Annotated in this window: 16 protein-coding genes; 11 read left to right on the forward strand and 5 right to left on the reverse strand. The window is 64.1% G+C overall.

Annotated features, from left to right (window positions below; genetic code table 11):
- The first annotated feature begins 8 nt into the window (after nt 1-8).
- On the forward strand, nt 9-1991 hold the full coding sequence (locus tag AC0L58_RS14745) for a UvrD-helicase domain-containing protein (protein WP_473684682.1): 1983 nt from the start codon (nt 9-11) through the stop codon (nt 1989-1991).
- Between the two features lie 153 nt (nt 1992-2144).
- Nucleotides 2145-3737 (forward strand): tetratricopeptide repeat-containing sulfotransferase family protein, encoded by a 1593-nt coding sequence (locus AC0L58_RS14750; protein WP_473684684.1) that lies wholly within the window; start codon nt 2145-2147, stop codon nt 3735-3737.
- 94 nt (nt 3738-3831) lie between these two features.
- Here AC0L58_RS14750 and AC0L58_RS14755 read toward each other — a convergent pair whose 3' ends face one another.
- The 4 genes from AC0L58_RS14755 to AC0L58_RS14770 form a co-directional block, all read right to left on the reverse strand.
- Nucleotides 3832-6678 (reverse strand): TonB-dependent receptor domain-containing protein, encoded by a 2847-nt coding sequence (locus AC0L58_RS14755; RefSeq protein ID WP_473684686.1) that lies wholly within the window; start codon nt 6676-6678, stop codon nt 3832-3834.
- Nucleotides 6679-7354: 676 nt separating this feature from the next.
- Nucleotides 7355-10264, reverse strand: a complete 2910-nt coding sequence (locus tag AC0L58_RS14760) for a TonB-dependent receptor domain-containing protein (RefSeq protein WP_473684688.1) — start codon at nt 10262-10264, stop codon at nt 7355-7357.
- A 293-nt stretch (nt 10265-10557) separates the two neighbouring features.
- Nucleotides 10558-12591, reverse strand: coding sequence for an alpha/beta hydrolase family protein (locus tag AC0L58_RS14765; RefSeq protein ID WP_473684690.1), 2034 nt, complete (start codon nt 12589-12591; stop codon nt 10558-10560).
- Between the two features lie 220 nt (nt 12592-12811).
- Entirely contained in the window at nt 12812-13843 is a 1032-nt protein-coding gene (locus AC0L58_RS14770; RefSeq protein WP_473684692.1) for an AI-2E family transporter, read from the reverse strand.
- 164 nt (nt 13844-14007) lie between these two features.
- On the opposite strand from AC0L58_RS14770, the gene AC0L58_RS14775 reads away from it, so the two are divergent.
- From AC0L58_RS14775 to AC0L58_RS14815, 9 genes are all read left to right on the forward strand, one after another.
- Nucleotides 14008-14904, forward strand: coding sequence for a 5'-nucleotidase, lipoprotein e(P4) family (locus AC0L58_RS14775; protein WP_473684694.1), 897 nt, complete (start codon nt 14008-14010; stop codon nt 14902-14904).
- 384 nt (nt 14905-15288) lie between these two features.
- The gene (locus tag AC0L58_RS14780) at nt 15289-16221 is read left to right on the forward strand and encodes a hypothetical protein (protein WP_473684696.1); all 933 of its coding nucleotides are present in this window, start codon (nt 15289-15291) and stop codon (nt 16219-16221) included.
- 26 nt (nt 16222-16247) lie between these two features.
- Nucleotides 16248-18893: a glycerol-3-phosphate 1-O-acyltransferase PlsB gene (gene plsB / locus AC0L58_RS14785; protein ID WP_473684698.1), complete on the forward strand. Its 2646-nt coding sequence runs from the start codon at nt 16248-16250 to the stop codon at nt 18891-18893.
- Between the two features lie 91 nt (nt 18894-18984).
- Complete coding sequence (locus tag AC0L58_RS14790; RefSeq protein WP_473684700.1) at nt 18985-20355, forward strand: metal-dependent hydrolase family protein; 1371 nt, start codon at nt 18985-18987, stop codon at nt 20353-20355.
- 74 nt (nt 20356-20429) lie between these two features.
- Complete coding sequence (gene ubiE / locus AC0L58_RS14795; RefSeq protein ID WP_473684702.1) at nt 20430-21197, forward strand: bifunctional demethylmenaquinone methyltransferase/2-methoxy-6-polyprenyl-1,4-benzoquinol methylase UbiE; 768 nt, start codon at nt 20430-20432, stop codon at nt 21195-21197.
- Between the two features lie 50 nt (nt 21198-21247).
- On the forward strand, nt 21248-21487 hold the full coding sequence (locus AC0L58_RS14800) for a hypothetical protein (protein ID WP_473684704.1): 240 nt from the start codon (nt 21248-21250) through the stop codon (nt 21485-21487).
- A 19-nt stretch (nt 21488-21506) separates the two neighbouring features.
- Complete coding sequence (locus AC0L58_RS14805) at nt 21507-21902, forward strand: Pr6Pr family membrane protein (protein WP_473684706.1); 396 nt, start codon at nt 21507-21509, stop codon at nt 21900-21902.
- Nucleotides 21903-22009: 107 nt separating this feature from the next.
- On the forward strand, nt 22010-22276 hold the full coding sequence (locus AC0L58_RS14810) for a DUF2249 domain-containing protein (RefSeq protein WP_473684708.1): 267 nt from the start codon (nt 22010-22012) through the stop codon (nt 22274-22276).
- A complete protein-coding gene (locus AC0L58_RS14815) occupies nt 22276-22890 on the forward strand; it encodes a hypothetical protein (protein WP_473684710.1) in 615 nt (204 codons plus the stop codon). Before AC0L58_RS14810 ends, AC0L58_RS14815 begins: the two co-directional genes overlap by 1 nt.
- Here the strand turns inward: AC0L58_RS14815 and AC0L58_RS14820 are convergent, their stop codons facing one another.
- Nucleotides 22891-23811 (reverse strand): DMT family transporter, encoded by a 921-nt coding sequence (locus tag AC0L58_RS14820; RefSeq protein WP_473684712.1) that lies wholly within the window; start codon nt 23809-23811, stop codon nt 22891-22893.
- Between the last annotated feature and the right edge of the window lie 54 nt (nt 23812-23865).

Consider the following 23865-nt stretch of genomic DNA (forward strand, 5'->3'; position numbering starts at 1 on the left):
TTCAACCCATGCTCAACCCACAACAACAGGCCGCCGTGGAACACTGCGAGGGGCCGCTGCTGGTGCTGGCCGGCGCCGGCTCCGGCAAGACCAGCGTGATCACCCAGAAGATCGCCTATCTGATCCAGCGTCGCAAGCTGGATGCCCGCAGGATTGCCGCCATCACCTTCACCAACAAGGCCGCGCGCGAGATGCGCGAGCGCGTGGCGAAGCTGGTCAGCAGCGAGGACGCCGCCGCACTCACCGTCAGCACCTTCCACGCGCTGGGGCTGAAGTTCCTGCAGATCGAACACGCGCGCGCCGGCCTGCGACGCGGCTTCTCGGTGCTGGATGCCGACGACAGTGGCGGCATCGTCAAGGAGCTGGCGCCCAAGGGCGCCAAGCCCGACGTGCTGTTCGGCATCCGCAGCCTGCTCAGCCGCGCCAAGAACAGCGGCCTCTCGCCGGAGGAGGCGCTGGCTGCCGCGCGCAGCCCGCGCGAGCTGGAAGCCGCGACGATCTACGACATGTACCAGCAGCGTCTGGCCGCGTTCAACGCGGTGGATTTCGACGACCTGATCCGCTTGCCGCTGCGCATCCTGGAAAGCGACGCCGAGTGTCGTGACGCATGGCGCGAACGTTTCCGCTACCTGCTGGTGGACGAATACCAGGACACCAACGACGCACAGTACCGCCTGCTCAAGGCACTCACCGGCGAGCGCGGCGGCATCACCTGCGTGGGCGACGACGACCAGTCCATCTACGCCTGGCGCGGCGCCAACCCGGAGAACATCGACCAGCTCGGCCGCGACTGGCCGAACCTGCGCGTGATCAAGCTGGAGCAGAACTACCGCTGCGGCAAGCGCATCCTGCGCGTGGCCAATGCGCTGATCGCCAACAACCCGCATCTGCACGAAAAGAAGCTGTGGAGCGAACACCCGGAGGGGCTGCCGATCCGCGTGCTCGAATGCAAGGAAGCCGAGCACGAGGCCGAACGGGTGGCCGCCATCGCCACCACGCTGGCCGAGAAGCACAAGGCGCGCTGGCACGACATGGCGATCCTGTACCGCGGCAATTTTCAGGCGCGCCCGCTGGAAAAGGCGCTGCGCCTGGCGCGCATCCCCTACCATCTCACCGGCGCCCTGTCGTTTCTCGACCGCGCCGAAGTGAAGGACCTGCTCTGCTACCTGCGGCTGCTGACCAATCCCAGCGACGACGCCGCCTTCCTGCGCGTGGTGAACGTGCCCAAGCGTGAGATCGGCGCCACCACGTTGCAGAAGCTGGGGCAGATCGCGCAATCGCGCCATTCATCCCTGCTGGATGCCACCCGCAGTGACGGCGTGTTGCGCCAGCTCACACCACGTCCGGCGGCCGCGCTGGCCTCGTTCGCCACCCTGCTGGATGAGCTGCGCAGCGCCTCGCTGCACGAAAGCGCCGCCGATCTGGTCGAGCGGATCCTGAAGCGCACCGGCTACGCCGCACAGATCATTGCGAGCACACCGGATGCCAGCGTGCGTGATCGCAAACTGGGCAATCTCAAGGAGCTGGCCGACTGGTTCCGCGCCATGCAGAAAGATGGCAACTCGGCCGGTGACCTCGCCTCGCAACTGGCCCTGCTCAGCCACGCCGACCGCGAGGAGCCCGGCAACGCCGTGCGCATGATGACCCTGCACGCCGCCAAGGGTCTGGAGTTCCGTTTCGTCTTCATCGTCGGCTGCGAAGACGGCACCTTGCCGCACGAAGGCGCGATCGACGAGGGTCGCATCGACGAGGAACGCCGCCTGATGTACGTGGGCATCACCCGTGCCAAGGAACTGCTCACGCTGTCCTGGTCGGCGCAGACGAAGCGCTACGGCGAGATCCACCGCAACCAGCCCAGCCGCTTCCTGCGCGAACTGCCCGAGGGCGACCTGCATTGGCAGGGCAAAGACCCCGAGGCGGACAAGGAAGTCACCCGCGAAACCGCCGAATCGCACATGGCCAGGATTGCCGCGATGCTCGCGGGCGGGTGACCCCGGGCCAGCCATGGATCATCCGCACGTCGCGCTACAATTGTCCATCGCCCGCCGATCCCGTCGGGGCCGCGGCGTTTCCTCGGGACGACGGCCCACCCGCTTGGGCGGCAGCCGCCGTGCGCTGCCGAACTGGTAGAGGAAACCCTCCGGATGCCCCTGGCCAAGCCCGCTGACCTCTACCTCCAGCTGACGCGCGCTTTTGACCGACGCGCGTGGCCGCAGGTGAAGGAGTTGGCCATGCGCCTGCTGCCGCAGACGCCACGCCATCCGGTGGTGAACTACATCGCGGGCATCGCGTGCATGGAACTGCAGCAACTGGCGCCGGCCTTGGAACACCTTCGCGTCGCCACGCTGATCGAACCCTCACGCGCCGACTTCGCGGTTCATTTCGCCAAGGCGCTCAGTCTGGCACGCAGGAATCGTGATGCGAGGGCGGCGGCTGATCGGGCGCGCCCGCTGTCAGCAGGCAACCCGGCGATGCTTGATACCTTGGGCGTGGTGTACACGCAGACGGGCGACTACACCTTGGCCGCTGCCGCGTTTCGCGAGGCTGCGGCGCTTGCGCCAGGGCACGCGCCATTTCGCTACAACCTGGCCACGTCGCTGATTGCCGCGGGCGACATCGATGCCGCCGAGACCGAGCTGGACGCGTGTCTGGCATTGAACCCGCACTACTGGTTGGCGCATCTGACGCTGGCGCAAGTGCGGCGGCAGACGGTCGAGCGCAACCACATTCCGCGGCTGGAATCGCTGCTGCGGCACGTCAGCCAGAATGGCGCCGACAGCGAAGCCTTGATGTGCCTCAACATGGCACTCGCCAAGGAACAGGAAGACCTCGCCGACTACGCCAGCTCATTCGGGCACCTGGTGCGAGGCAAGGCGGCTGGTGCCGCGCATCGCAAGTATTCGATCGAACGCGACGAGGCACTGTTCACGGCGATCATGTCGGCGTTCCCGGAATCCTCGCCGCCAGCCGTGGGCTGCGAATCGGAAGAGCCGATCTTCATCATCGGCATGCCGCGCTCCGGCACCACCCTGGTCGAGCGCATCATCTCAAGCCACCCGGACGTGCAGTCCGTCGGCGAGCTGTTGAACTTCGGCATGTCGCTCAAGCATCTTTCCGGCAGCCGGACGCCGGCCCTGATCGACACCGCGACCATCGAGGCAACGGGCCAGCCCGATTGGCGCAAGCTCGGCGAGACCTACCTCGACAGCACCCGGCCCGGCACCGGCGCGAAGCCGCGCTTCATCGACAAGCTGCCGCACAACTTCCTCTATGCGGGTTACATCGCCAAGGCGCTGCCGAAGGCGAAGATCATCTGCCTGCGCCGCGAACCGCTGGATACCTGTCTGAGCAACTTCCGGCAGTTGTTCGCACCGAACTCGCCGTTCTTCGACTACTCCTTCGACCTGCTCGACACCGGCCGCTATTACGTGCTGTTCGACCGCCTCATGGCGCACTGGCAAAAAGCATTTCCCGGCCGGATCCTGGAACTGGACTACGAGGCCATCGTGGATTCGCAGGAGGCCTGCAGTCGCACGTTGCTGCAACACTGCGGACTGCCCTGGCACGACGCCTGCCTGCAGTTCGAACGCAACCCCGCGCCCATAGCCACGGCCAGCGCCGTGCAAGTGCGCACACCAATCCATCGCGGCTCGATCCGACGCTGGCGACACTACGAAGCGCAGCTGGCTGAGTTGCGTGTCCTGCTGCGCAACGCCGGCATCGCACTCGCGGACTGACGCGGCAGCGCGGCCAGATCGTTCGTTCGAACCGCCCACAAGAAAAGGCCCTGCCGAAGCAGGGCCGTCCCCGATCTGCATCACGCGTTGACGATCACTTTCCGGCGAACTTGTAGGTGGCCTCCAGATACATGGCACGACCGTACACGTTGTAGTTGGAACTGTTGTACGGTGTACTGGAGGTGCCGGGATAACTGCGGTCCAGAGGTGGCATCTTGTTGAACACGTTGTTGACCAGCAATGACAGGCCCACGTCCTTCACCGGGTTGTAGGTGATGCTGGCGTTGTAAAGAGTCCACGCCGGCAACTTGCCGGTACCCGTAGCGGTGTAGCCGTCGGTGGCGCTGGCCAGGTAGTTCGGCGAACGCCCGAATCGGTTGAAGTAGATCGTGCCCGCCCACTGGTCGTTCGGGGTCCAGGTGATCGAGCCGTTGGCCTTGCTCTTGAAGTCGGTGCTGTAGTTGGGGTGACGCAGCAGGTCGATCACCGGATCACTGGGATAGGACTGCTGGGTATGCTTCAGCAGGTCACTGTAGGAGACCGCAAGCGCCAGCTTGCCCCAGCGACCGATGTCCTGCACGTAGCTGGCACTGGCATTGATCGCATTGACTTGCTCGTTCGACACGTTGACCTTGGGTGTGTAGATTTGCTGGATGATGCCCAGCAGGGTCGGGTCGGTCGGCGTACCGCGGGTGATCTGGGCGACGGCAGCCTGGCAGGTCGGCGAACTCGGATCGATGGTGCCGATGTCGCACAGGTAGTCGTCCAGCGACAACTGGTCCGCGCTCTCCTGGTTCACTTCATTGCTGATATCCCAGTGCAGGTAGTCCGCGCTCAACGACAGGTTCGACATGGGCGCCCAGACGATGCCGTAGCTCCATACCTTGGCGGTGATCGGCTTCAGGTCGGGGCTACCGGCCTGCTGACCGAAGAACTGGGTGCTGTCATAGGGTCCGGGGCAGTTGCTGATGTCCCCTGGGCCATGGCCGAGACGCGCGCAATTGGCATAGTCGGTAACGAAGCTGTAGTAGCCGCTCAGACCCTGGAACTCGTCGGCCAGGGTCGGCACCTTGAACGCGGTGCCGTAACGGCCGCGCAACAGCAGCGACTGGAACGGTCGATACTCCAGGCCCAGGTTGTAGGTGCCGTGGCTGACCGTCTGATCGAGGACCTTGTAGCTGTCGTAACGACCGGACAGATCCACGGTCACCTGATTGAGCACCGGCAGCCTCAATTCGGTGGTGGCGGCATAGCGGGAGCGGTGGCCTCCACCCTGCACATCCGTCGTACCCCAGATTTCGCCGTCAAGCAGACGGGGGTCGGGCGTATAGGCCCAACCCTGATTGCCGCCCTCCACGACGACCGCGATTCCGGCGTCACCACCGGGCAGCGAGAACAACGACGCGTTGGTCAGCTGGCCGCGCAGCATGTTGTCCCACGTCTTGCCGCGAGTGTCGGTGTAGGTCGTCATCGCGGCCATGTCGGCGGGCGAGATCGGCTGGTAGAACGCGGCGTAGTTCGGCGTGAATACCGGATAGGCGCCGTAGTAGGGATCCAGTCCCTGCTGCGGGCCGAGCACGTGTGTCTGGAAGTAGTCGTCCATCGGGCCGGCAAGACGGTTCCAGCCATGCGAAAGAAGCTTGTCGTCCGAATGGGTGAAACCGAGGTCGTAGTCCCAATTGGACTCACCAAACGTACCGCGGCCGCCCAGAGTCAGCATGTACGAGTTTTCGTACTGCTTGTCCATGATGTGCTGATAGCCGCCAACATCTTCCGGTGCGAATGCGCGCTGCAGCGCCACGAAGTCGTCCAGGTTCGGGTCGTAATAGGCGCCCCAGTCGCTGGTGCCCCACCAGGTGTAATTCGAGCCGATGCTGTATTTCTGCTCTTCGTAGTTGTAGAGCAGGTCGCCGTACAACTGCAGGTTGTCGGTGACGTCATAGGTGGCGTGGGTGTAGAGGTTGGCGGTCTTGTCCGAGTTGGTGATGGTCTTGTATCCCGGGGTGTAGAACGAACCGCAATAGGTGCGCCCGCCACTGCGCGTACGCAGACCTTCGGTGCCATGGAACAGACTGGTGGTATTGGAGCAGTTGTTCGGATCCTCGAAGTAGTAGTGGCCGGTGAACGGGCTGTAGACCAGGAAGTCGCGCGACGCGGTGGGTGCGCTGGTGCCCTGGGTGAAGAACTGCTTGGTCAGGCTGCGATCAAAACCCCAGATCGGCTGGGTCGATTCGAACTGGGTGCCAACCAGCATGTTGAATTTGCCCGCGCTGAAGCTGTCCGCGAAGCTGATGCGGCGATCGGCGCCGCCGCCATCCTTGCGCCAGCCATAGCGCACGTCGACCGACGGCGCGTCGACATGCTTCTTCAGCACGATGTTGACCACGCCGGCGATGGCGTCCGAACCGTACAGCGAAGACTGGCCACCTGGCAGGATGTCGATGTGGTCGACCAGGTCCGCCGGAATGCCGCTGATGTTGTTGAAGGCATCGCTGCCGTTGTACAGGCCGGGGAAGTTGCCCATCGGACGGCCATCGATCAGGTACTTCACGAAGCCGACCGGCAGGCCGAACAGGCTGAGCGTCTGCGCACCCTGGGTGAACGAGGCAGAGGATTGTGAACCCTGCACGCTGCCAGTGGCGAACGAGGACTGCTGCAACGCTTCGGCCACGGTGCTGAAGCCTCGCGCCTTCATCTGCAGCGCGGTGATGGTGAGGATCGGCGTGGCGGTCTCGATCTCGGTCTGCGGGATGAGTGAACCGGTGACGGTTACCGCTTGCAGTCGTTTGGCCTTCTTGACATCCGGCGCTTGCTGCTGATCGGTGCTTTGCTGGTCAGTACTCTGCTGGGAGCCTTCGGCCGGTGCCGACTGCGCGTGGGCCGGCCCGTAGCCGAGTGCAAGTGCCGCCACGATCGCCATGGCGATTTTTGACTTGATCATGATCTTCGAACCCCCCTCAGAGTTGATGGCCAGTTCGTCCCTTAGTTCGGCCGCACGACCGAACACCACGCATGGATCATCGTTTGGGCGCACGACGGCACTGGCATCGCCGCGTGGTTGATCCATGCGCGCTTGACGTTCTAGCACGGCCATCAACGAAGACGCAACATTCTTTTTACAATTCAGTACTTAACGCACTTTCGTGATGCAATATATTGCGTTGGCAGCAATATCTTGCGAATCGGTGCGCCCGGGTTCGATCTGGGCCGGACATGGCAGAGCTCACAAAGGACCTCTTCCGGATGAGCCACCGGGACGTGCTCGCCAGTGGTCCTGGCAGGCTGCGCAGCCGATACCGCAGCGCTGGCCGGTTTCTTCCGGATGATCTTGCTCTGCCAGAGCTGGCCGGGCCCGAGCCGCCCGCGAAGTGCCGAATGCCGTGTCCTCATGGCGCGAGTCGGACGAGCCACCCGTCGCAGCGCGACCCGCGAGCGGCGGCGGCAGCAGGCCTTGCAGAGGGGGATGAAGCCATATGGCGCTTTCCCCTGGCCCATGCTTTCCCTTCCCCGATGAGCAGGGGGCATCCACTTCCAGGCGGGTGCGACGTGTCTCGCGCACATGAAAAAGGAGGCGACCCAAGGGCCGCCTCCTTTCAAGTGACGCTATTACCTTGCGATCAGAACTTGTAGTTCAGACGCGCAAAGAACGTGCGACCGTACCAGTCATACTGCGAAGCAAGCAGCGGGGCATTGCCCGTCACGTTGCTGACGCTGGAGGAGATCAGGTTCGGCTCCTTGTCGAACAGGTTGCGAACACCGAACATGACGCTCCAGTTGTCCTGGTCCCATCGTGCCGACACGTTGTGGCGCAATTCCCAGCCTGCCTTGATGTCGCGCGTGGCATTCGGGTAGCCCTGGTACGTGTAGACCCTGGCGACGTCGATCGCCTTGGTGGTGCCGGTGTACACGCCCTGCCAGGTGTACGTCCAGTCACCGCGCTTCAGGCTCAAATCGGCCACGCCAACGGTCTTGGGACGTCCGATATCACCCACCAGTTCCGACGAGCTCAAGCCACTGGCCGCTGCCGAATCGAACAGCTGCACCACGTCCGACATGGTGTAGGTAACCTGCGCATCCGCGGTGATCTTGCCGAACGAGAAGTCGTCGCTGTAGTTCATCTGGAAATCGTAACCGCGCGTGCGCTCACGATTGATGTTTACGTAGACGCTGTAGATGTCCGTGATCATGTTCGGATGCGCCGGATCCGTCGGCGAGTTGCGCTTGATCTGGTCACAGAAGCTGTTCGGATACACCGCCGAGCCATAGCAACCGGTGACAATGTCGCCAGCGCCAAGCTGGGCGATCTCACCTTGGATGTTGTAGTCGAAGTAGTCGACTGCCAAGTTGAAGTTGGCGAAGGTCGGCGTCCAGACCAGACCAACCGACTTGGCGCGCGACCGCTCCGGCTTCAGGAAGCCCGCGCCGCCGCCCGAATAGACCGTGGCGGACGAGCTGCCACTGGCCGCGTAGTCGGCCGGAATGCCGGCTGCCGCGCAGTTCTTGCGAATGCGGTCGTTGTTGCTGTCACCCCACAGGATGCAGGGATCCACCGCGAGCTGGCTCTGGAAGCCGGTCTGGTTGCCCAGGTACAACTCGTACAGGCCCGGCGCACGGAAGGAGGTACCGAGGGTTCCGCGGAAGCGGAAGGTCGGCGTGAGCTGCCAGTTGAGGCCAGCCTTCCAGACGTTGTCGGTACCCGGCACGCTGCCGTACTTGAACGCACGACCGGACAGGTTGACCGACAGCGACTCGATCGCCGGCAGCGCCTTGAGCAGCGGCACGTCGAACTCGGCGACCGCTTCCGTCACATGGTCCTGACCCTTGGTCGTCTGCGCAGAAGTGGAACCCCACAGCCAGCCATTCTTGGAGGCGGCGGAGGGTTCGTCGTCGATCTTGTAATGACGATATTCGAGGCCGAAGGCGGCACCCACGTCACCGGCCGGCAGGCTGAACAGGTTACCTGTCACGATGCCCTTGGCGTTGGCCTGCGTGTAGAGCGTGTTGCCCTTGGTGTTGATGCCGATGGCATTGGCCAGCTCGGCCATCTTGGTGCCATTGAGGAAGCCCGGATCGAAGTAGTTGACCGGCGGCGTATCAGCCTCATTGCCGGCCCTGGTCAGATCGCCCGACTTGCGGACATCGATGCCCATGCCGCTGTAGTCGCCGCTGGAGCGGCTGTAACCTGCGTCGACTTCCCACGACCAGCTGTCGGTCGAGGCAAAGAGGCCTTCCAGCTTGGTGGTGCCGTAGAAGTAATCCACCGTCTGCTTGCTGTTCGAGGTGAACGGCATGATCGGCTGATAGTAATCGTCATCGCCCGGGTTGTAGACCACCGGGAAGAACTGGCGCCAGCCGTTCGACGTCGACTCACGACGATTGAACAGGAACTGCGTATTCCAGTTCACGTCGCCAAAGGTGAAATTGCTGGCGGCGTAGACGCTGGCACGCTGACGCTGGTTGATCGCGTAGGCGTCCTTGTAGAACGGGAAGTTCAGCTGATCCTCGTAATAGGCCTGCGGTGAATTGGCATAGGTCTTGGTGGGATACGGACGCGGGTGGTAGCCGGGGAACGGACCGATGGTGCTGCCATCCTTGGACGGCACGTAGCGAACCCGGGAATCGAAATACTTGATGATCGTGTTGGCGTACAGGTTGTTGCAGCCAGCCAGGCTGGTGCCCTGCAGTACCGAGTGATCCGCACGATCGATGCGCTGACCATCCGTACCCCAGATGCGATCTTCGCTGCAGCTGAGGAAGTCACGATCACCGACCTTGAGCGCGTTGAGCCGGTCGAGCTGAGCTGCCACGACGATGCTGCCCTTGTTGAAGTTCCAGCCGTTCGCGAAGGAAACGGAGTACTGCTCGCCACCGCCGTGCTGCGGCATGCTTGCGGCAAAGCTCACTTCCGGACGATCTATGCGCTTGCGGGTGATCGCGTTGACCACACCCGAGATGGCGTCGGAGCCGTACAAGGAGGACGAGCCATCCTTGATCACTTCGATGCGCGACAGGATGACCTGCGGAATCACGTTGAGATCGAATGCGCCGACCTGGCCGCGCGTACCCGCCGGGCCCGGTCGCTGGCCGTCAAGCAGAACCAGCGTGCGACTTGGCCCCAAGCCGCGCAGACTAACCGACTGCACGCCAGTGCCGCCTTCGACGATGTAGCCGCCGAACTGACCGTTGATCTGGGTCGAACCCGCGGCGGCCGTGGTGGTCATGATGAAATCGGCCGTGTCGAACTGACCGGCGGCGATGTTGTTCTGGACGTCGATGACCTGCACCGGCGAGGTGGTCTGGTATTCAGGCCGCTTCAGCAGGGTGCCGGAGACGGTAACGGTCTCCAGTTCCTTGGCCTTCTGATGCTCCGCAGCCTGCTGAGTCTGCTGCGCGGTGCTGGTCGACTGGCTCGAAGTATCGGTTGCTGGCGCCTGATCCTGTGCGAATACAGGCATGACTTGCAGTGCAGCCACTACCGCGATGGCCAGCGGCAAACGTTGAAGCCCCTTTTGGACGATCTTGCTCATGAAATTCCGCTCCCCAGTAATCGATACTGTTTTGTTGTGACCGCATTATATTGCGGTTAAGCGAATGTAACTGGTTGCACGTCTAGTGTGCAACCCGTCACGTTCGATTCAGAAAACTCTTCCCCTTGAGCAGTCTGACCGGCTCGTTGTCCGTCATCCCGGCGATAGCGGGAACCCAGTGTCTTCAATGAGTTGCAAGACACTGGATCCCGCTTCGCCAGCCCTGCGACCGTTGAAAAAACGCTTCAACGGGATGACGACTTGTTCAGACTTGCCCTTGCTCGCACCTTCGCTTACTTGGACATCTCCCCGCAATCTTTTCCGAGGTAATTCAGGATCAGATTGAGGGTTTCCCGCTGCTGACGCGGATACCACGGCATGCTGTGCGGCATGTCGGCGATCCAGTGGTACTGGGCCGGCACCTTGTTCTTGACGGCCTCGTAGAACGGATGCGCGTGGATGGCCGGCGGGGTACGTACGTCGCGGGTGCCGTCGAACAGCATGATCGGCAGGTGCGCCTTGTCGATGTTCTTCATCGGATCCATGCCCGTCACCGTCTTGCCTTGCAGGATGCGCTGCAGGCGGTTGTCGCTCCACGACGTACCCAGGCGACCCAGGTTGGCCACCGGCGCACCGGCGATCGCGCACTGGTAGGGGGACGGCGAGCGCACGGTTGCCGCCACGGCCGCAAAGCCGCCGTACGAGTAACCGAAGATGGCGATGCGGTTCTTGGCCGCGATGTCCTGCGAGACCAGCCAGGCGGCACCGTCGTCAAGATCGTCGGACATTTTCAGGCCCCACTCCTTGTCGCCGGCCATCCACAAACTGCGTCCAAGCCCTTCCGAGCCACGGTATTGCGGCCGGAGCACGGCATACCCGCGCGAGGTGAGCATTGGCACCCAGCCGGAGGCATCCCAACCCATCCAGTCACGCGCCCACGGGCCGCCGTGAGGCATGATGATGGTCGGCGCGGGGGCGTCGCCCTGCTTCCAGCCTGCCGGCAGATCCAGGATCGCCGGGATCTCGCGCCCGTCGCGCGCCTTGTAGGTCACCCAGCTTTCCTCGCCGGTCATGTCCTTGCCGATCCACGGACGCGCACTGCCCAGATTGGCCACCTGCTTCTTGTTCAGCAGCAGGTGGTAAGCCGGTGGGGTACTGGCGTTCTGCGTGGTGAACAAGACCTTGGAGAGGTCATCGGTATAGCTCGAGATGCTGACCTGCTCACCCGGGAACGCCTGCTTGATCGACTCCTGGATGCCCTTCAGTTCCGGATCGACATAGACAACCTGAGGGTACGGTCCATCAACGACAAAACCCACGACCTGGTTGAAATTGCTCTTGCGCGTGCTGAACAGCAGGCCGCCGATGGAAAAGTTCTTGTCGGCGACGACGGCTTCGGCATCGTATTTTTTCGCGACCGGATCGTACATCCGAACCTGCAACTTGTCCGAGAACTGGTCGGTCAGGATGTAGAACTTGCCGGTGGCATCGTCGATGCCATCCACCGTCACCGTGTAGCGTTCCGACAGCTTGGTCGTCAGCGCCGGCTGCAGTTCGAACTGGCCACTCTTGCGGTTCAGCAGCAGCACCTGCTGCTCGTAGTCATCGCCCTTGGGCTCGATCTGCGATTTTGCCAGCACCTTGCCGGTGCGCGAGTCGAACAGCGACGGGCTGGCACGGTTGCCGCCCTTGAACAGGAGCTCCTGCTCCTTGGTCTTCAGGTTGTACAGATAGTAATTGGAAGTCCAGGTGATCTCGCTCAACTGACGGATGATCACGTGGTCCGGGTCCAGCGGAAGCATGTCGGCCAGCGATGCGGTGCCGCCGAGCTCCAGACAGAACTTGGTGTGCTCGCTGACCCCCACCTTGCGCGTTTCCTTGGCAAAGGCTTCGTCAAAGTTCTTCTGGTCCATTCCCGTCAGGTAGGGCTTGACCACAAAGGTCTTGGTCGACCCCACGGCCTTGCCTTCGCCGCCGCAACTGCCGATGTCGCCGGTCCACTCCTGACGCGCGACCACGAAGATCTTGCCTGCCTTCAGCGCGTTCGCGCCAATGAACTTCATGTGTTCGCCGGACGGGGTGATCACACTCGGGCCGGTGGACAACGAATCGGTGTCCCAGGTGGCCAGCGCGGTGCTGTCCTTGTCCTTGGGCGACGGAATCAAACCGACGAGATGCTTGCCATCCGGGCTCATCGATACCGACTGCAGCGCCGGCAGACGCGCCAACGACTCTACCGGAATGGGCTGCGCTGCTTGCGCCGACCCCAAAGCCAAGGCCGTTGCCAGCGTGCCGCCCAGCAAAGCCTGAAAGAACGTGTGACGCATATCCTCATACTCCCCATATAAGTGTGTTGATCCCCATCCATGTCGTCACGACGTTCAAGCGAAGTTGACGTATGGATTTGCGACGATAGCAGGAACGAGGAGGTTGGCGAAGCAGGCTCGCAAGAATCCGATGAATTGCGGCGCGTCAAGTTATCGCAGGCCACGACCGGACTCCGGCCCCTCCCCGCTGCGACCATGAAAATGTCCTGTCCCGCGCTGATCAGATCAACCCGTTCGCCTCGAGCTCATGTTTCGCGTAGGCGTAATAGATCGGCGCCGCCACCAGCCCGGGCAGACCGAACAACGCCTCCATCAGCAGCATCGCCAGCAGCAGTTCCCAGGCGCGGGCGCGGATCTGGGTACCGACGATGCGGGCGTTGAGGAAGTATTCGAGCTTGTGGATCAGGATCAGGAATGCCAGCGCCGCGATGCCCACGCCCAGCGATACCGACAAGCCGGCAATGGCGATGGCGGTATTGGAGATCAGGTTGCCGACCACCGGCAACAGGCCAACGATGAAGGTGACCAGCACCAGTGTCTTGGCCAGCGGCACGTGGATCCCCAGCAGCGGCAGCGCGCCGAGCAGGAAGATCGCGGTGAACAGCGTGTTGATCAGCGAGATCTTGATCTGCGCGAACACGATGTTGTGGAACGCCTCGGCCAGGTAGACGCAGCGGCGGCTCAGGGCTGCGGCCAGCGGGCCCATCTGGCTGGCCGGCCGCATGCGGCTGAGCGCAATGATCGCGCCCAGCACCAGGCCGATGATGATGTGCGCCAAACCGCGCACCGCGCCCTTGCCGGCCAGTTGCAATTCATTGGCATGACGACGGATCAGCTCGAGGGCGCTCACGCGCAAGTCATCGACACTGTCGGGCAGATGATTGACCAGGACCGCCGGCAACTGCTCGCGCGCCTTGTTCACCAGCGGCATCAGCTGCTCTTGCCACACCATCCCGGGGTTGCCGAGTTCACGGCGAAAGAAGCTGATCGCGCCGAGAATGAGCAGCAGCAGCAGGCCCACCACGATCACCCCGAGCGCGGCCACCACCAGCATCCGCCCACGATCGCCGGCCAGCCGCCGCCCCAGCAGCGGAGCCATCGACCGCACCAGTTCGTAGACCAGCAGACCGGCCAGCAGCGCCGGCAACAGGTGCAGCTTGATCGCCAACAGCAAGCCTGCCGCCATCAACAAGTAGCTTGCGCCGCGAATTGCTGGCGACGACTCGCGCAGGGCAGGCTGGAATGGATCCATGGACGTCGACCGAAGTTACGGGGCCGCCAGTCTGTCAGCAGGTCGCGCCGGCTGCCAGCCCTGTCCGGGTTGGTCGTGCCGCTGTCGTACACTCTGCCCCCGATGCGGCACCACCGCCCGCGCCCAGCATCGTTGCCGCCGCCGTTTCCAGGGAACTCCCAACCATGACATTCCGACTGCCCGCTGCCTTGTTTGCCTTGACCCTGTTGGCCGGTTGCGCCACGCCGGCGCCGCAGACTGCAGCGAACTCCATGGCGCCGGTCGACCGCGCCCCGCAGCTTGTCGGCCCTGCCGCCAACGACAATCTCAATGCCGTGGCCTGGACCCAGACCGCGATCGAGCACGACCTGATCTACCTGCAAACCTACCGCGACGCCCGCGCGCAACTGCTGGCCGCCCTGGACGACCCGCAGTGGGACGCGCTGGCCAGGAACGACCGGGTGGCGCCGAGCCACGGGCTGGCTCCGGCGGTGGTGCTGGACATCGACGAAACCGTGCTGGACAACTCGCCGTACCAGGCCCGCGTCGTACGCAGCGGCGGTCAGTTCAACGAGGCCGACTGGCGGGCGTGGTGCAACGAGGAGCGCGCGCGCGCGATGCCCGGCGCCGTCGCCTTCACCCAGTTCGCTGCCAGCCACGGCATTGCGGTGATCTATATCTCCAACCGGGACAAGGTGCTGGACCAGGCCACCCTGGCCAATCTGCGCAAAGTCGGCCTGCCGGTATCCGGCCCGGATGCGCTGCTGAACCTGGGCACCACGGTTTCCGGTTGCCAGCAGCAGGGCTCATCCAAACAATGTCGGCGCCGGCTGATTAGTCGAAAATATCGTGTTTTGATGCAATTTGGCGACCAGATCGGGGATTTTGTGAGTATTGCGCACAATACGGACGAGGGTCGCCGCCAAGCGATGGCGCCCTATCTCGACTGGATCGGCAAGCGCTGGTTCGTGCTGCCCAACCCGACCTACGGCTCGTGGGAATCGGCCCTGTTCAACAACAACTACAAGACGCCGCCGCCGCAGCGCCGGAAGCTGAAAGTCGAGGCACTGCGCTATCACTAACGTTTAATTTCACGCAAAAACATGCAGTTACGATTATTAGTGCAGGTGTTGTCTTAGATTTAACGAACGGGTAATATCTTGTTCGCCAACCCTGCTGATCAAGGTGATGTTGCAGGCAAGGCCATTTCCCTTCCGGCCATGCCGGATTTGCCCCGCGAGGCCAACGCCCGCGGGGTTTTCTTTTCTGGCTCGGTGGCAGAGCCGGGAGTGAGCGGCACCGCGCCACCCTTGTCCGATCCTGGCGCGCCGCTTACCCTGCCCGCTCCCAGGGCAGTCGGGGACGCGGGCGGCGGAAACCGCCTGGGTGCGATGCAGCCATCCAGACTTTGCTTCCCTCGATACTTGCGACTGCTCCAAACCTCATCCACGCACGAGTACCCATCCATGCGCATACCTTTTCTGCGCCACGCCTTGCTGGTCCTGTCCGCCGTCCTGCTGCTCGGCGCCTGTCATGGCAAGGATGACCCTTCGCAGCCCGGGGGCAGCAGCCCGGTCGCGGCCGTACAATCGTCAATCGACCTGCTGAAGGCGGGCGACATCAACGGGCTGTGGAAACATGCGCTGCCGCCGGCCGACTACGCCAACCTGCGCGCCGACTGGAGCCGCCACGCGCAGGACAAGCGCCCGATCACCGCCGAGGATCGCGCCAAGTTCAGCCAGGCCATGCAGCAGCTCACCGAGCCGGATGCCGAGAACAAGCTGTATGCCCAACTGCAGCCGAAACTGGCCGCGATGGAGCAGCAGTACAAGGATCAGCTGCCGGTGCTGATCAGCGTGGGCGAAGCGCTGGCCAAGAGTGCCGTGTCGCAGAACAAGGAGCTCACACCGACGCAGAAGAGTCAGGTCGATGATGCGCTGGACGTGATCACGCCGTGGGCGCAGAAGACGCCCTGGTTCGACCAGGCCAAGGCGAAGCAGGCGATCAGTGTCGCCGTGACCACGGCACGCAAGCTGGACCTGAAGAGCCCGGAACAACTGCGCGCGATGGATTTCGACGCGGTGATGGACAAGTATTCGATCGGTTACGCCGGTCTCAAGCAGTTGCTGGCCATCTACGGCCTGTCGGTGGATGACACGCTGAATTCGGTCAAGCTCAGCGAGGTCTCCAGCAGCGACGGCCATGCCGTGGTGAAGATCGACTACACCCTGCTCGGCAAGCCGCTTTCCACCGAATCGAAGCTGGTGAAGGAAGATGGCCGCTGGTACAGCGAGGATATGCTGAACAACGTGCGCAAATCCCATCAGCAGCTGAGCCAGCCGACCGTGGCGCAGACCCCGGTTCCGGCGGCAGCGGGCAGCGCGGCCGGCAACGACTGAATCGCACGGCCGCGTAGAATAGCCACATGCCGAATACCCTTGCCGTGGACTCCACCCCACGCCGCCGCGCGCCCTGGTGGTTCAATCTCGCCGGACAGTTGCTGCAGCCGTGGGTGCGCCTCCGGCGCGACCCGGCCGAGCCGGCCGCATTGCTGCAGCCCGGCGTGCCGGTCTGCTACGTGATCGAGCGCGACGGTTTCTCCGATGCACTGATCCTGCAGCGCGCCTGCCGCGAGGCCGGCTTGCCCAGCCCGATGCAGCCGCTGGCCGGCACGCGCCGGCGGCGCTCGGTGTTTGCCCTGACCCGACGCGACGGCTGGGTCTTCGGGCGCAACCGCAAGCGTGCCGCCAGTGAACCGCTGCGCCAGTTGGTGCACTCGCTGGAAGGCCGGCCCGAGCACGATATCCAGATCGTGCCGGTGGCAATCTACGTGGGTCGCGCGCCGACCCGTGAAAGCGGCTGGTTTCGCGTGCTGTTTTCAGAAAACTGGGTGATGGTCGGGCGCTTCGGGCGCCTGCTTGCCCTCCTGCTGAATGGCCGCGACACCGTGGTGCACTTCTCCGCGCCGGTGTCGCTGCGCAACGTGCTGGCCGAGTCCGACGAGATCACCCCGGAACGTTTCGCACGCAAGATCGCACGCGTGCTGCGCACGCACTTCCACCGCATCCGCGCCGCCGTGATCGGGCCGGACCTGTCGCATCGGCGCACGGTGGTCGATGCGGTGCTCAACGCGGAGCCGGTGCGCGCCGCGATTGTGGCCAGCGCGGCCAAGGAGAAGATCAGCCACGCCAAGGCCTGGCGCAAGGCGCAGAAACTGGTGCTGGAAATCGCCGCCGACTATTCGCACCCGGCCGTGCGTTCGGCCTCATTCCTGCTCTCCAACTTCTGGAACAAGCTGTACGACGGCATCGCGATGCACCACTTCGACAAGGTTCGCGCCGCGGCGCCGGGCTTCGAGGTGATCTACGTGCCCAGCCACCGCAGTCACGCCGACTACCTGTTGATGAGCTACCAGTTGCACGTGTCGGGCGTGGTGGTGCCGCACATCGCGGCGGGGGTGAATCTCAACCTGCCGGTGATCGGGCCGATGCTGCGCCGTGGCGGCGCATTTTTCATGCGCCGCAGCTTTGCCGGCAACCCGCTGTACGCGGTGGTGTTCAAGGAGTACATGGCGCAGCTGATCGATCGCGGCGTGCCGATGGAATACTTCATCGAGGGCGGTCGCTCGCGTACCGGCCGCCTGCTGGCGCCGCGCGGCGGCCTGCTGGCCATGACGGTACGTGCGTTCCTGCGCGCACCGCGCCGGCCGGTGCTGTTCCAGCCGGTCTACATCGGTTACGAAAAGCTGATGGAGGGCAAATCCTACGCCGGCGAACTGAGCGGCAAGCCGAAGGAGAAGGAATCGCTGCTCGGCCTGCTCAAGGGCCTGAAAGTGTTGCGCCAGCGCTACGGCCATGTCGCGCTCAATTTCGGCGAACCGATCGAACTGACTCCCATGCTTGACGCGCTCAGCCCCGACTGGCGGAGCGCCAGCAGCGACCCCGAAGCGAAACCGGAATGGCTGGGCACGGTCGTCGATCGCCTGGCCGAGCAGATCCAGGTCAATATCAACCGCGCCGCGGACGTCAACCCGATCAACCTGCTGGCGCTGGTGCTGCTGGCCACGCCCAAGCACGCCATGTCCGAACGCGACCTGCTCACCCAGCTGGAGCTGAGCAAGGCATTGGTGGATGAATTGCCCTACTCCGATCGCATCACGCTGACCCCGATGAACCCTGCCGCGATCATCGCCTACGGCGAGCAGATGGGCTGGATCCAGCGCGTGCAGCACCCGCTCGGCGACGTGCTGACGGTGGACAGCGATCAGGCGGTGCTGCTCAGCTATTTCCGCAACAACGTGCTGCATCTGATGGCCAGTGCGGCCTGGGTTGCCTGCTGCTTCCTCAACAACCGCCGCATGTCGCGCGATGCGATCTTGCGGCTGGGCGGCGTCATCTACCCGTTCATCCAGGCTGAGTTGTTCCTGCCCTGGGATGCGGACGGTTTCGACCGGCAGCTGCAGGCAACCATCGACTTCCTGGTCCGGCGCGGCCTGCTCGAATCCAACAACGACGGCCGCTCGCTGGAGCGCAGCGCCGGTCAGGAAGACAGCGCGTTCCAGCTCAAGGTGATCGCGCGCAGCCTGATCCAGGCGTTCGAGCGCTACTACATCACCATCGCCGCGCTGGCCAAGAACGGCCCGCACACGATGACCGGCGGCGAGCTCGAAAACGCCTGCACGCTGACCGCCCAGCGCCTGAGCCTGCTCAATGAATTGTCCGCACCGGAGTTCTTCGACAAGGCCTTGTTCCGCGGCTTCATCCAGAAGCTGCGCGAGCGCAAGGTGGTGTGGACCGACGACGACGGCAAGCTCGACTACGACAGCGCGCTGGAGGACCTGGTACGCGACGCGCGGGTGATCCTGTCACGCGAGGTGCGCCACTCGATCCTCAAGATCACCCCCGGCGGCGAGAAGGAGCCGGACGGGGGTGACTCACCCGGCGCGCCGAGCGATCCGCTGCCGCCAGATGACACGCCGGCGGACCTGCACCAGCGGCATGTCGACACCGAGCAGCACGAACACGAGCGGCGCACCGGTAGCGACCGCCGCGCCACGCCACCCGACGCGTAAGACACGACGCCGCCCAGGCGGGTAGGATGTGGCGAAAGCCGTAGGGCGGGCCCTGCCCGCCGGCTTTCATCTCGCCACAGGGGATCCCGCCATGACCGCACCTCGCCGCCTGCTCATCGTCGCCATCCTGGCAAGCCTGCCGCTCACCGCCGCCACCGCCGATGCACCAGGCAACGCCAGTGCCGACGCAGCCCGGGTCAGCGTGCTCGATTGCGCGCGCCTGCTCGATCCTGCGGCCGGCAAGATGCTGGGCGAAACCAGCCTCGTCGTGGAGGATGGTCACATCAAGGAAATGCATGACGGGTCGGTCGATGTCGAGCCCTACCGCCAGGCGGCAAAGGCCGCGGGCAAATCGTTCCAGTACATCAAGATGGCGAACGCCACCTGCATGCCGGGCCTGATCGATTCGCACACGCACCTGACCTCGCAATTCAGCAAGAGCACCTACAGCGACCAGTTCCGCCTCAATCCGACCGACTACGCGATCCGCAGCACGGTCTACGCCAAGCGCACCCTGCTGGCCGGCTTCACCACGGTGCGCAACCTGGGGGACAGCAACAACGAGTCGATCGCCCTGCGCAACGCGGTCAATGCCGGCATCGTGCCCGGCCCGCACATCTTCAGCGCCGGCAAGTTCATTGGCACCACCGGGGGCCATGCCGACGAGACCGACGGCTACCGCTGGGACTTGCAGGGCGACCCGGGCCCGAAGGACGGCATCATCAATTCGCCCGCCGACGCATGGAAGGCGGTGCGCCAGCACTACAAGGACGGCGCCGACCTGATCAAGATCATGCCCTCCGGCGGCGTGCTCGACGAGAGTTCCAGCGCCGAGAATCCGCAGATGACGCTGGAGGAGATCAAGGCCGTGGTCGCCGCCGCGCATGACTACGGCTTCACCGTGGCCGCCCATGCGCACGGCGCCGAGGGCATCCGCCGCGCCGTGCTCGGCGGCGTCGATTCGATCGAGCATGGCACCTTCATGAACGCGCAGGACATGAAACTGATGAAGGAGCACGGCACCTGGTACGTGCCGACCATCATCGCGGGCCGGTACGTGATGGAGAAGGCGCAACAAGGTTGGTTCCCGCCCCAGGTGGCGCGCAAGGCCGAGCAGGTCGGTCCGGTGATCCTGGCCACCGCCGGCAAGGCGTACAAGGCCGGCGTCAAGATCGCCTTCGGCACCGATGCCGGTGTCTACCCGCATGGCGAGAATGCGAAGGAATTCGAATACATGGTGCAGGCCGGCATGCCGCCGATGTTCGTGCTGCAGGCCGCCACCACCCACGCGGCCGAACTGCTGCACAAGCAAGACCAGTTTGGCCGGATCGCGGTGGGCCGGGGTGCCGACGTGATCGCCGTGCCCGGCAATCCGCTGGATGACATCAGCGTGATGCAGCACGTCAACTTCGTGATGAAGGATGGGGTGGTTTACAAGCAGGACGGCAAAGCCACGCTTTGAGCGGCAACAGCCGGCGTGCCGCAGGGCGGGCTCTGCCCGGCGGCTCTCCATGCCTTGCTGTAGCATTGCCTCCCATGAACGAACCATCGAAATCCGCGCCGGAATCCACCACCCATTTCGGCTTCCGCGACGTGCCGGTCGGCGACAAGCAGAAGCTGGTCGGCCAGGTGTTCACTTCGGTCGCGCGCAACTACGACCTGATGAACGACCTGATGTCGTTCGGCACGCATCGGCTGTGGAAGCGTCATTTCGTCGCCACCAGCGGCGTACGTCGCAATGATCGCGTGCTGGACCTGGCCGGCGGCACCGGCGATATCGCTGCCTTGCTCAAGCCGGTGGTGGGCGATGCGGGCGAGGTGGTGGTCGGCGACATCAATGCGGCGATGCTCGGCGTGGGCCGCGACCGGCTTACCGATCGTGGCCTGGTCAGCGGACTGCGCTGGGCGCAACTCAACGCCGAGGCCTTGCCGTTTCCGGACAACAGCTTCGATGCGGTGACGATGGCCTTTGGCCTGCGCAACGTCACCGACAAGGACAAGGCGCTGGCCGATATCTGCCGCGTGCTCAAACCCGGCGGACGCCTGCTGGTGCTGGAGTTTTCGCGCGTGCAGAGTGAGCTGTTCGGCAAACTCTACGACTTCCATTCGTTCAAGGTGCTGCCTAAGCTCGGCCGGTTGTTCGCGGGCGATGCCGACAGCTACCAGTATCTGGCCGAGTCGATCCGCAAGCATCCGGATCAGCAAACCCTGCAAGGCATGATGGAACGCGCCGGTTTCGGCAAGGTCGAGGTACGCAACCTGACCAACGGCGTGGTGGCGATCCATCGCGCTTACAAATTCTGACATTCGCCTCAGACGCGAGCCCGCAATCGACACGCGACGAGGCCTCGCCCATGCCGAACCGCTACCGCCAGTTCGCCGTTGTCGCCGCCGCCAACGGCTGGCTCGCGCTTGGCTTGCAGCTGCTGCTGACGACCCGCCTGGCGATCGCCAACGAAAGGAGCGCGCTGGCCGGCGTGTGGATCTATCTGGGCTATTTCACGGTGCTGACCAATCTTGCCGCGACGCTGGCGCTGACGGCTGCCGCGAGCGCGCGTCGCAGCGGATTCGGCAGATTTTTTTGCGCGGCCTGAGGTACACACCGCGCTCGCGATGGCCATCATCGTGGTAGCGGTCGTCTATCACCTGTTGCTGCGTCAGCTATGGCAACCCCAGGGCTGGCAGTTGATCGCCGACAATGCCCTGCACACGGTAGTGCCACTGCTGTTCGTGCTGTATTGGTGGCTGGCCGTGCCTAAGGCCGGCTTGCGCTGGCGACGGGTGCTCGTCTGGCAGATCTACCCGGCAGGCTACTTCGCCTATGCGCTGGCGCGCGGAGCACTGGACGACTGGTATCCCTATCCCTTCATCGACGCGCGTGCGCTGGGTTACTCGCGCGTGGTTGGCAACGCGCTCGGCGTGCTGTTGGTGTTTGTTGTGGTGGGCCTGCTGCTGGTGGCGCTGGCGCGCTGGCAGGTCCGTCGGAATACCGCCGCTACCGGCAACTGAATATCGGGTGGAAGTCCGGGGCAGGACGGCTTGTGCTGATCCAGATCAGTGGGCCGCTGCTCCGTGCGGCGTATCTTGAGTCCTTCTTTCCTGCGGACCCAAGTCACATGTCCATCGATCCTGCCACCGACCAGAACACCCACCTCTTCGACGCGCGCGGCGTGGCCCGCCGCTTCCGCCATTCGGCCATCTTCGGCGCCATTGGCGTGCTGCGTTCGGGCGAAACCATGCGTTTCGTCAACGACCACGACCCGATTCCGCTGATCGCCCAGTTGCGTGATCGCCTCGGTGACAACCTCACCGTGAACTACCGCCAGCGCGATGCCGACGCGGTGGTGATCGACTTCGGCATCACCGGCCTGCCGGTGGAATGATGCATTACCCAACCTTCTTCGATCACGCACCGGTGATCAGTGTGCGCGACCCGTTGGCGGCCCTGCTTGGCGCCGCCGATGACGGCCTGATCGACTACCACTACATCGATGCCGTGCGCCTGGCCGGGCATTCCTGCCCCACCGTCGCCGGGGCTTACCTGATGGCGCGTGCCGCATTGCTTGCGCTGTATCCGGAAGGTCCGGCCGAACGCGGTGGCGTCACGGTGCGGATGTCGGGCGCGGAGGAAGAGGGTGTCAATGGCGTGATCACCCAGGTGTTCACGCTGATTACCGGCGCCGCGGCGGCCAATGGCTTTCACGGCATTGCCGGCCGCTTCGTGCGGCAATCGCTGCTGAGCTTTTCCGCGCCGACCGGCGGCACCGCGCTGCAGGTGCATCGGCGTGATACGGCGCAAGGCGTGTCGGTCGAGCTGGACCTCAGCAGCGTGCCCGCTCCGGCCAATCTCCGCCCCTTGCTGGGTGCCGCACTCGACCCGGAGGCCTCCGTGCAGCAACGCGCCGCCTTCGCGCATGCGTGGCAAGGGCGGGTGAAGTCCCTGCTGCTGGAACATGCCGACGATCCCGACGTCGTCAAGCTGACCCGGCTGCACTGATCAGCGCTGTTCGCGCGGTATCGACATCGGCGGCATCTCCGGCAGGGTGCGTCGCCGCGTATTGGTCAGGGCCACGCCGGCCACCGTGATCACGCCGCCCACCAGGGTCAGCAAACCGGGGTGCTCACCCAGCCACAGCCAGCCGATCAGTACCGCGATCGGTGGCGAGAAATAGATGAAGCTGGCCAGCTGCGAAGCGGAGGCACGCCGCAACGCGGCATTCCATGCCAGGTAGCCGATGAAGGTGGGCGCAATCCCCAGGTAGACCAAGGCGGCGATTTGCGGCCATGGCGCCAGCTGCAAGGCATGGACCATGCCACCGGCAAACGGCAGCGCGCCCAGGGTGCCGGCAAGGAAGGTGAACGCAGTAACGCCGAGCATGCTGTTGCGCGCGAACAGCGGCTTCTGCCCCACGAAAAACACGGCCGACGCCAGCACGCTGACCAGCACCAGCGCCGCCCTCGGTTCGAACTTCACGGTCTCGCCACTGGCCAGCACCACCAGCAGCACGCCGACCATCGCCACACCCAACCCTGTCAACGCACGTGCCGACAGGCGCTCGCGCAACCAGATCGCCGACACCGCCGCGGTGGCCGCCGGCACCAGCGCAATCAGGATCGAGGCCGTACCGCTGGCGATGCGGGTTTCCGCGTAGTTGAGGCACAGGTGATAGCTGCTCAGGCCGATCACGCCGAGCACCGCCAGCTGCGGCCAATCACGCCGTGCCGGCATTGGCACGCGACGGATCACCAGCAGCACGGCGAAACACGCCGCGCCGATGGCGAGCCTGGCAAACGCCACCTCGCCGGGGGTGAACGAGGGCAAGGCGTAGGCGATGGCTGCGTACGCCGACGACCAGGTCAGCAAGGCGATCGCAACCGCAGCAAGCGTGCGTGCGTCAAGGCGCGCGGTGGTATCCATGGGGTCTTCACAACGTGGGGAGTGCGCATCCTACGCCGCGAAGCCGTGCGGCGC

Source organism: Rhodanobacter sp. G2-10 (assembly GCF_055809185.1).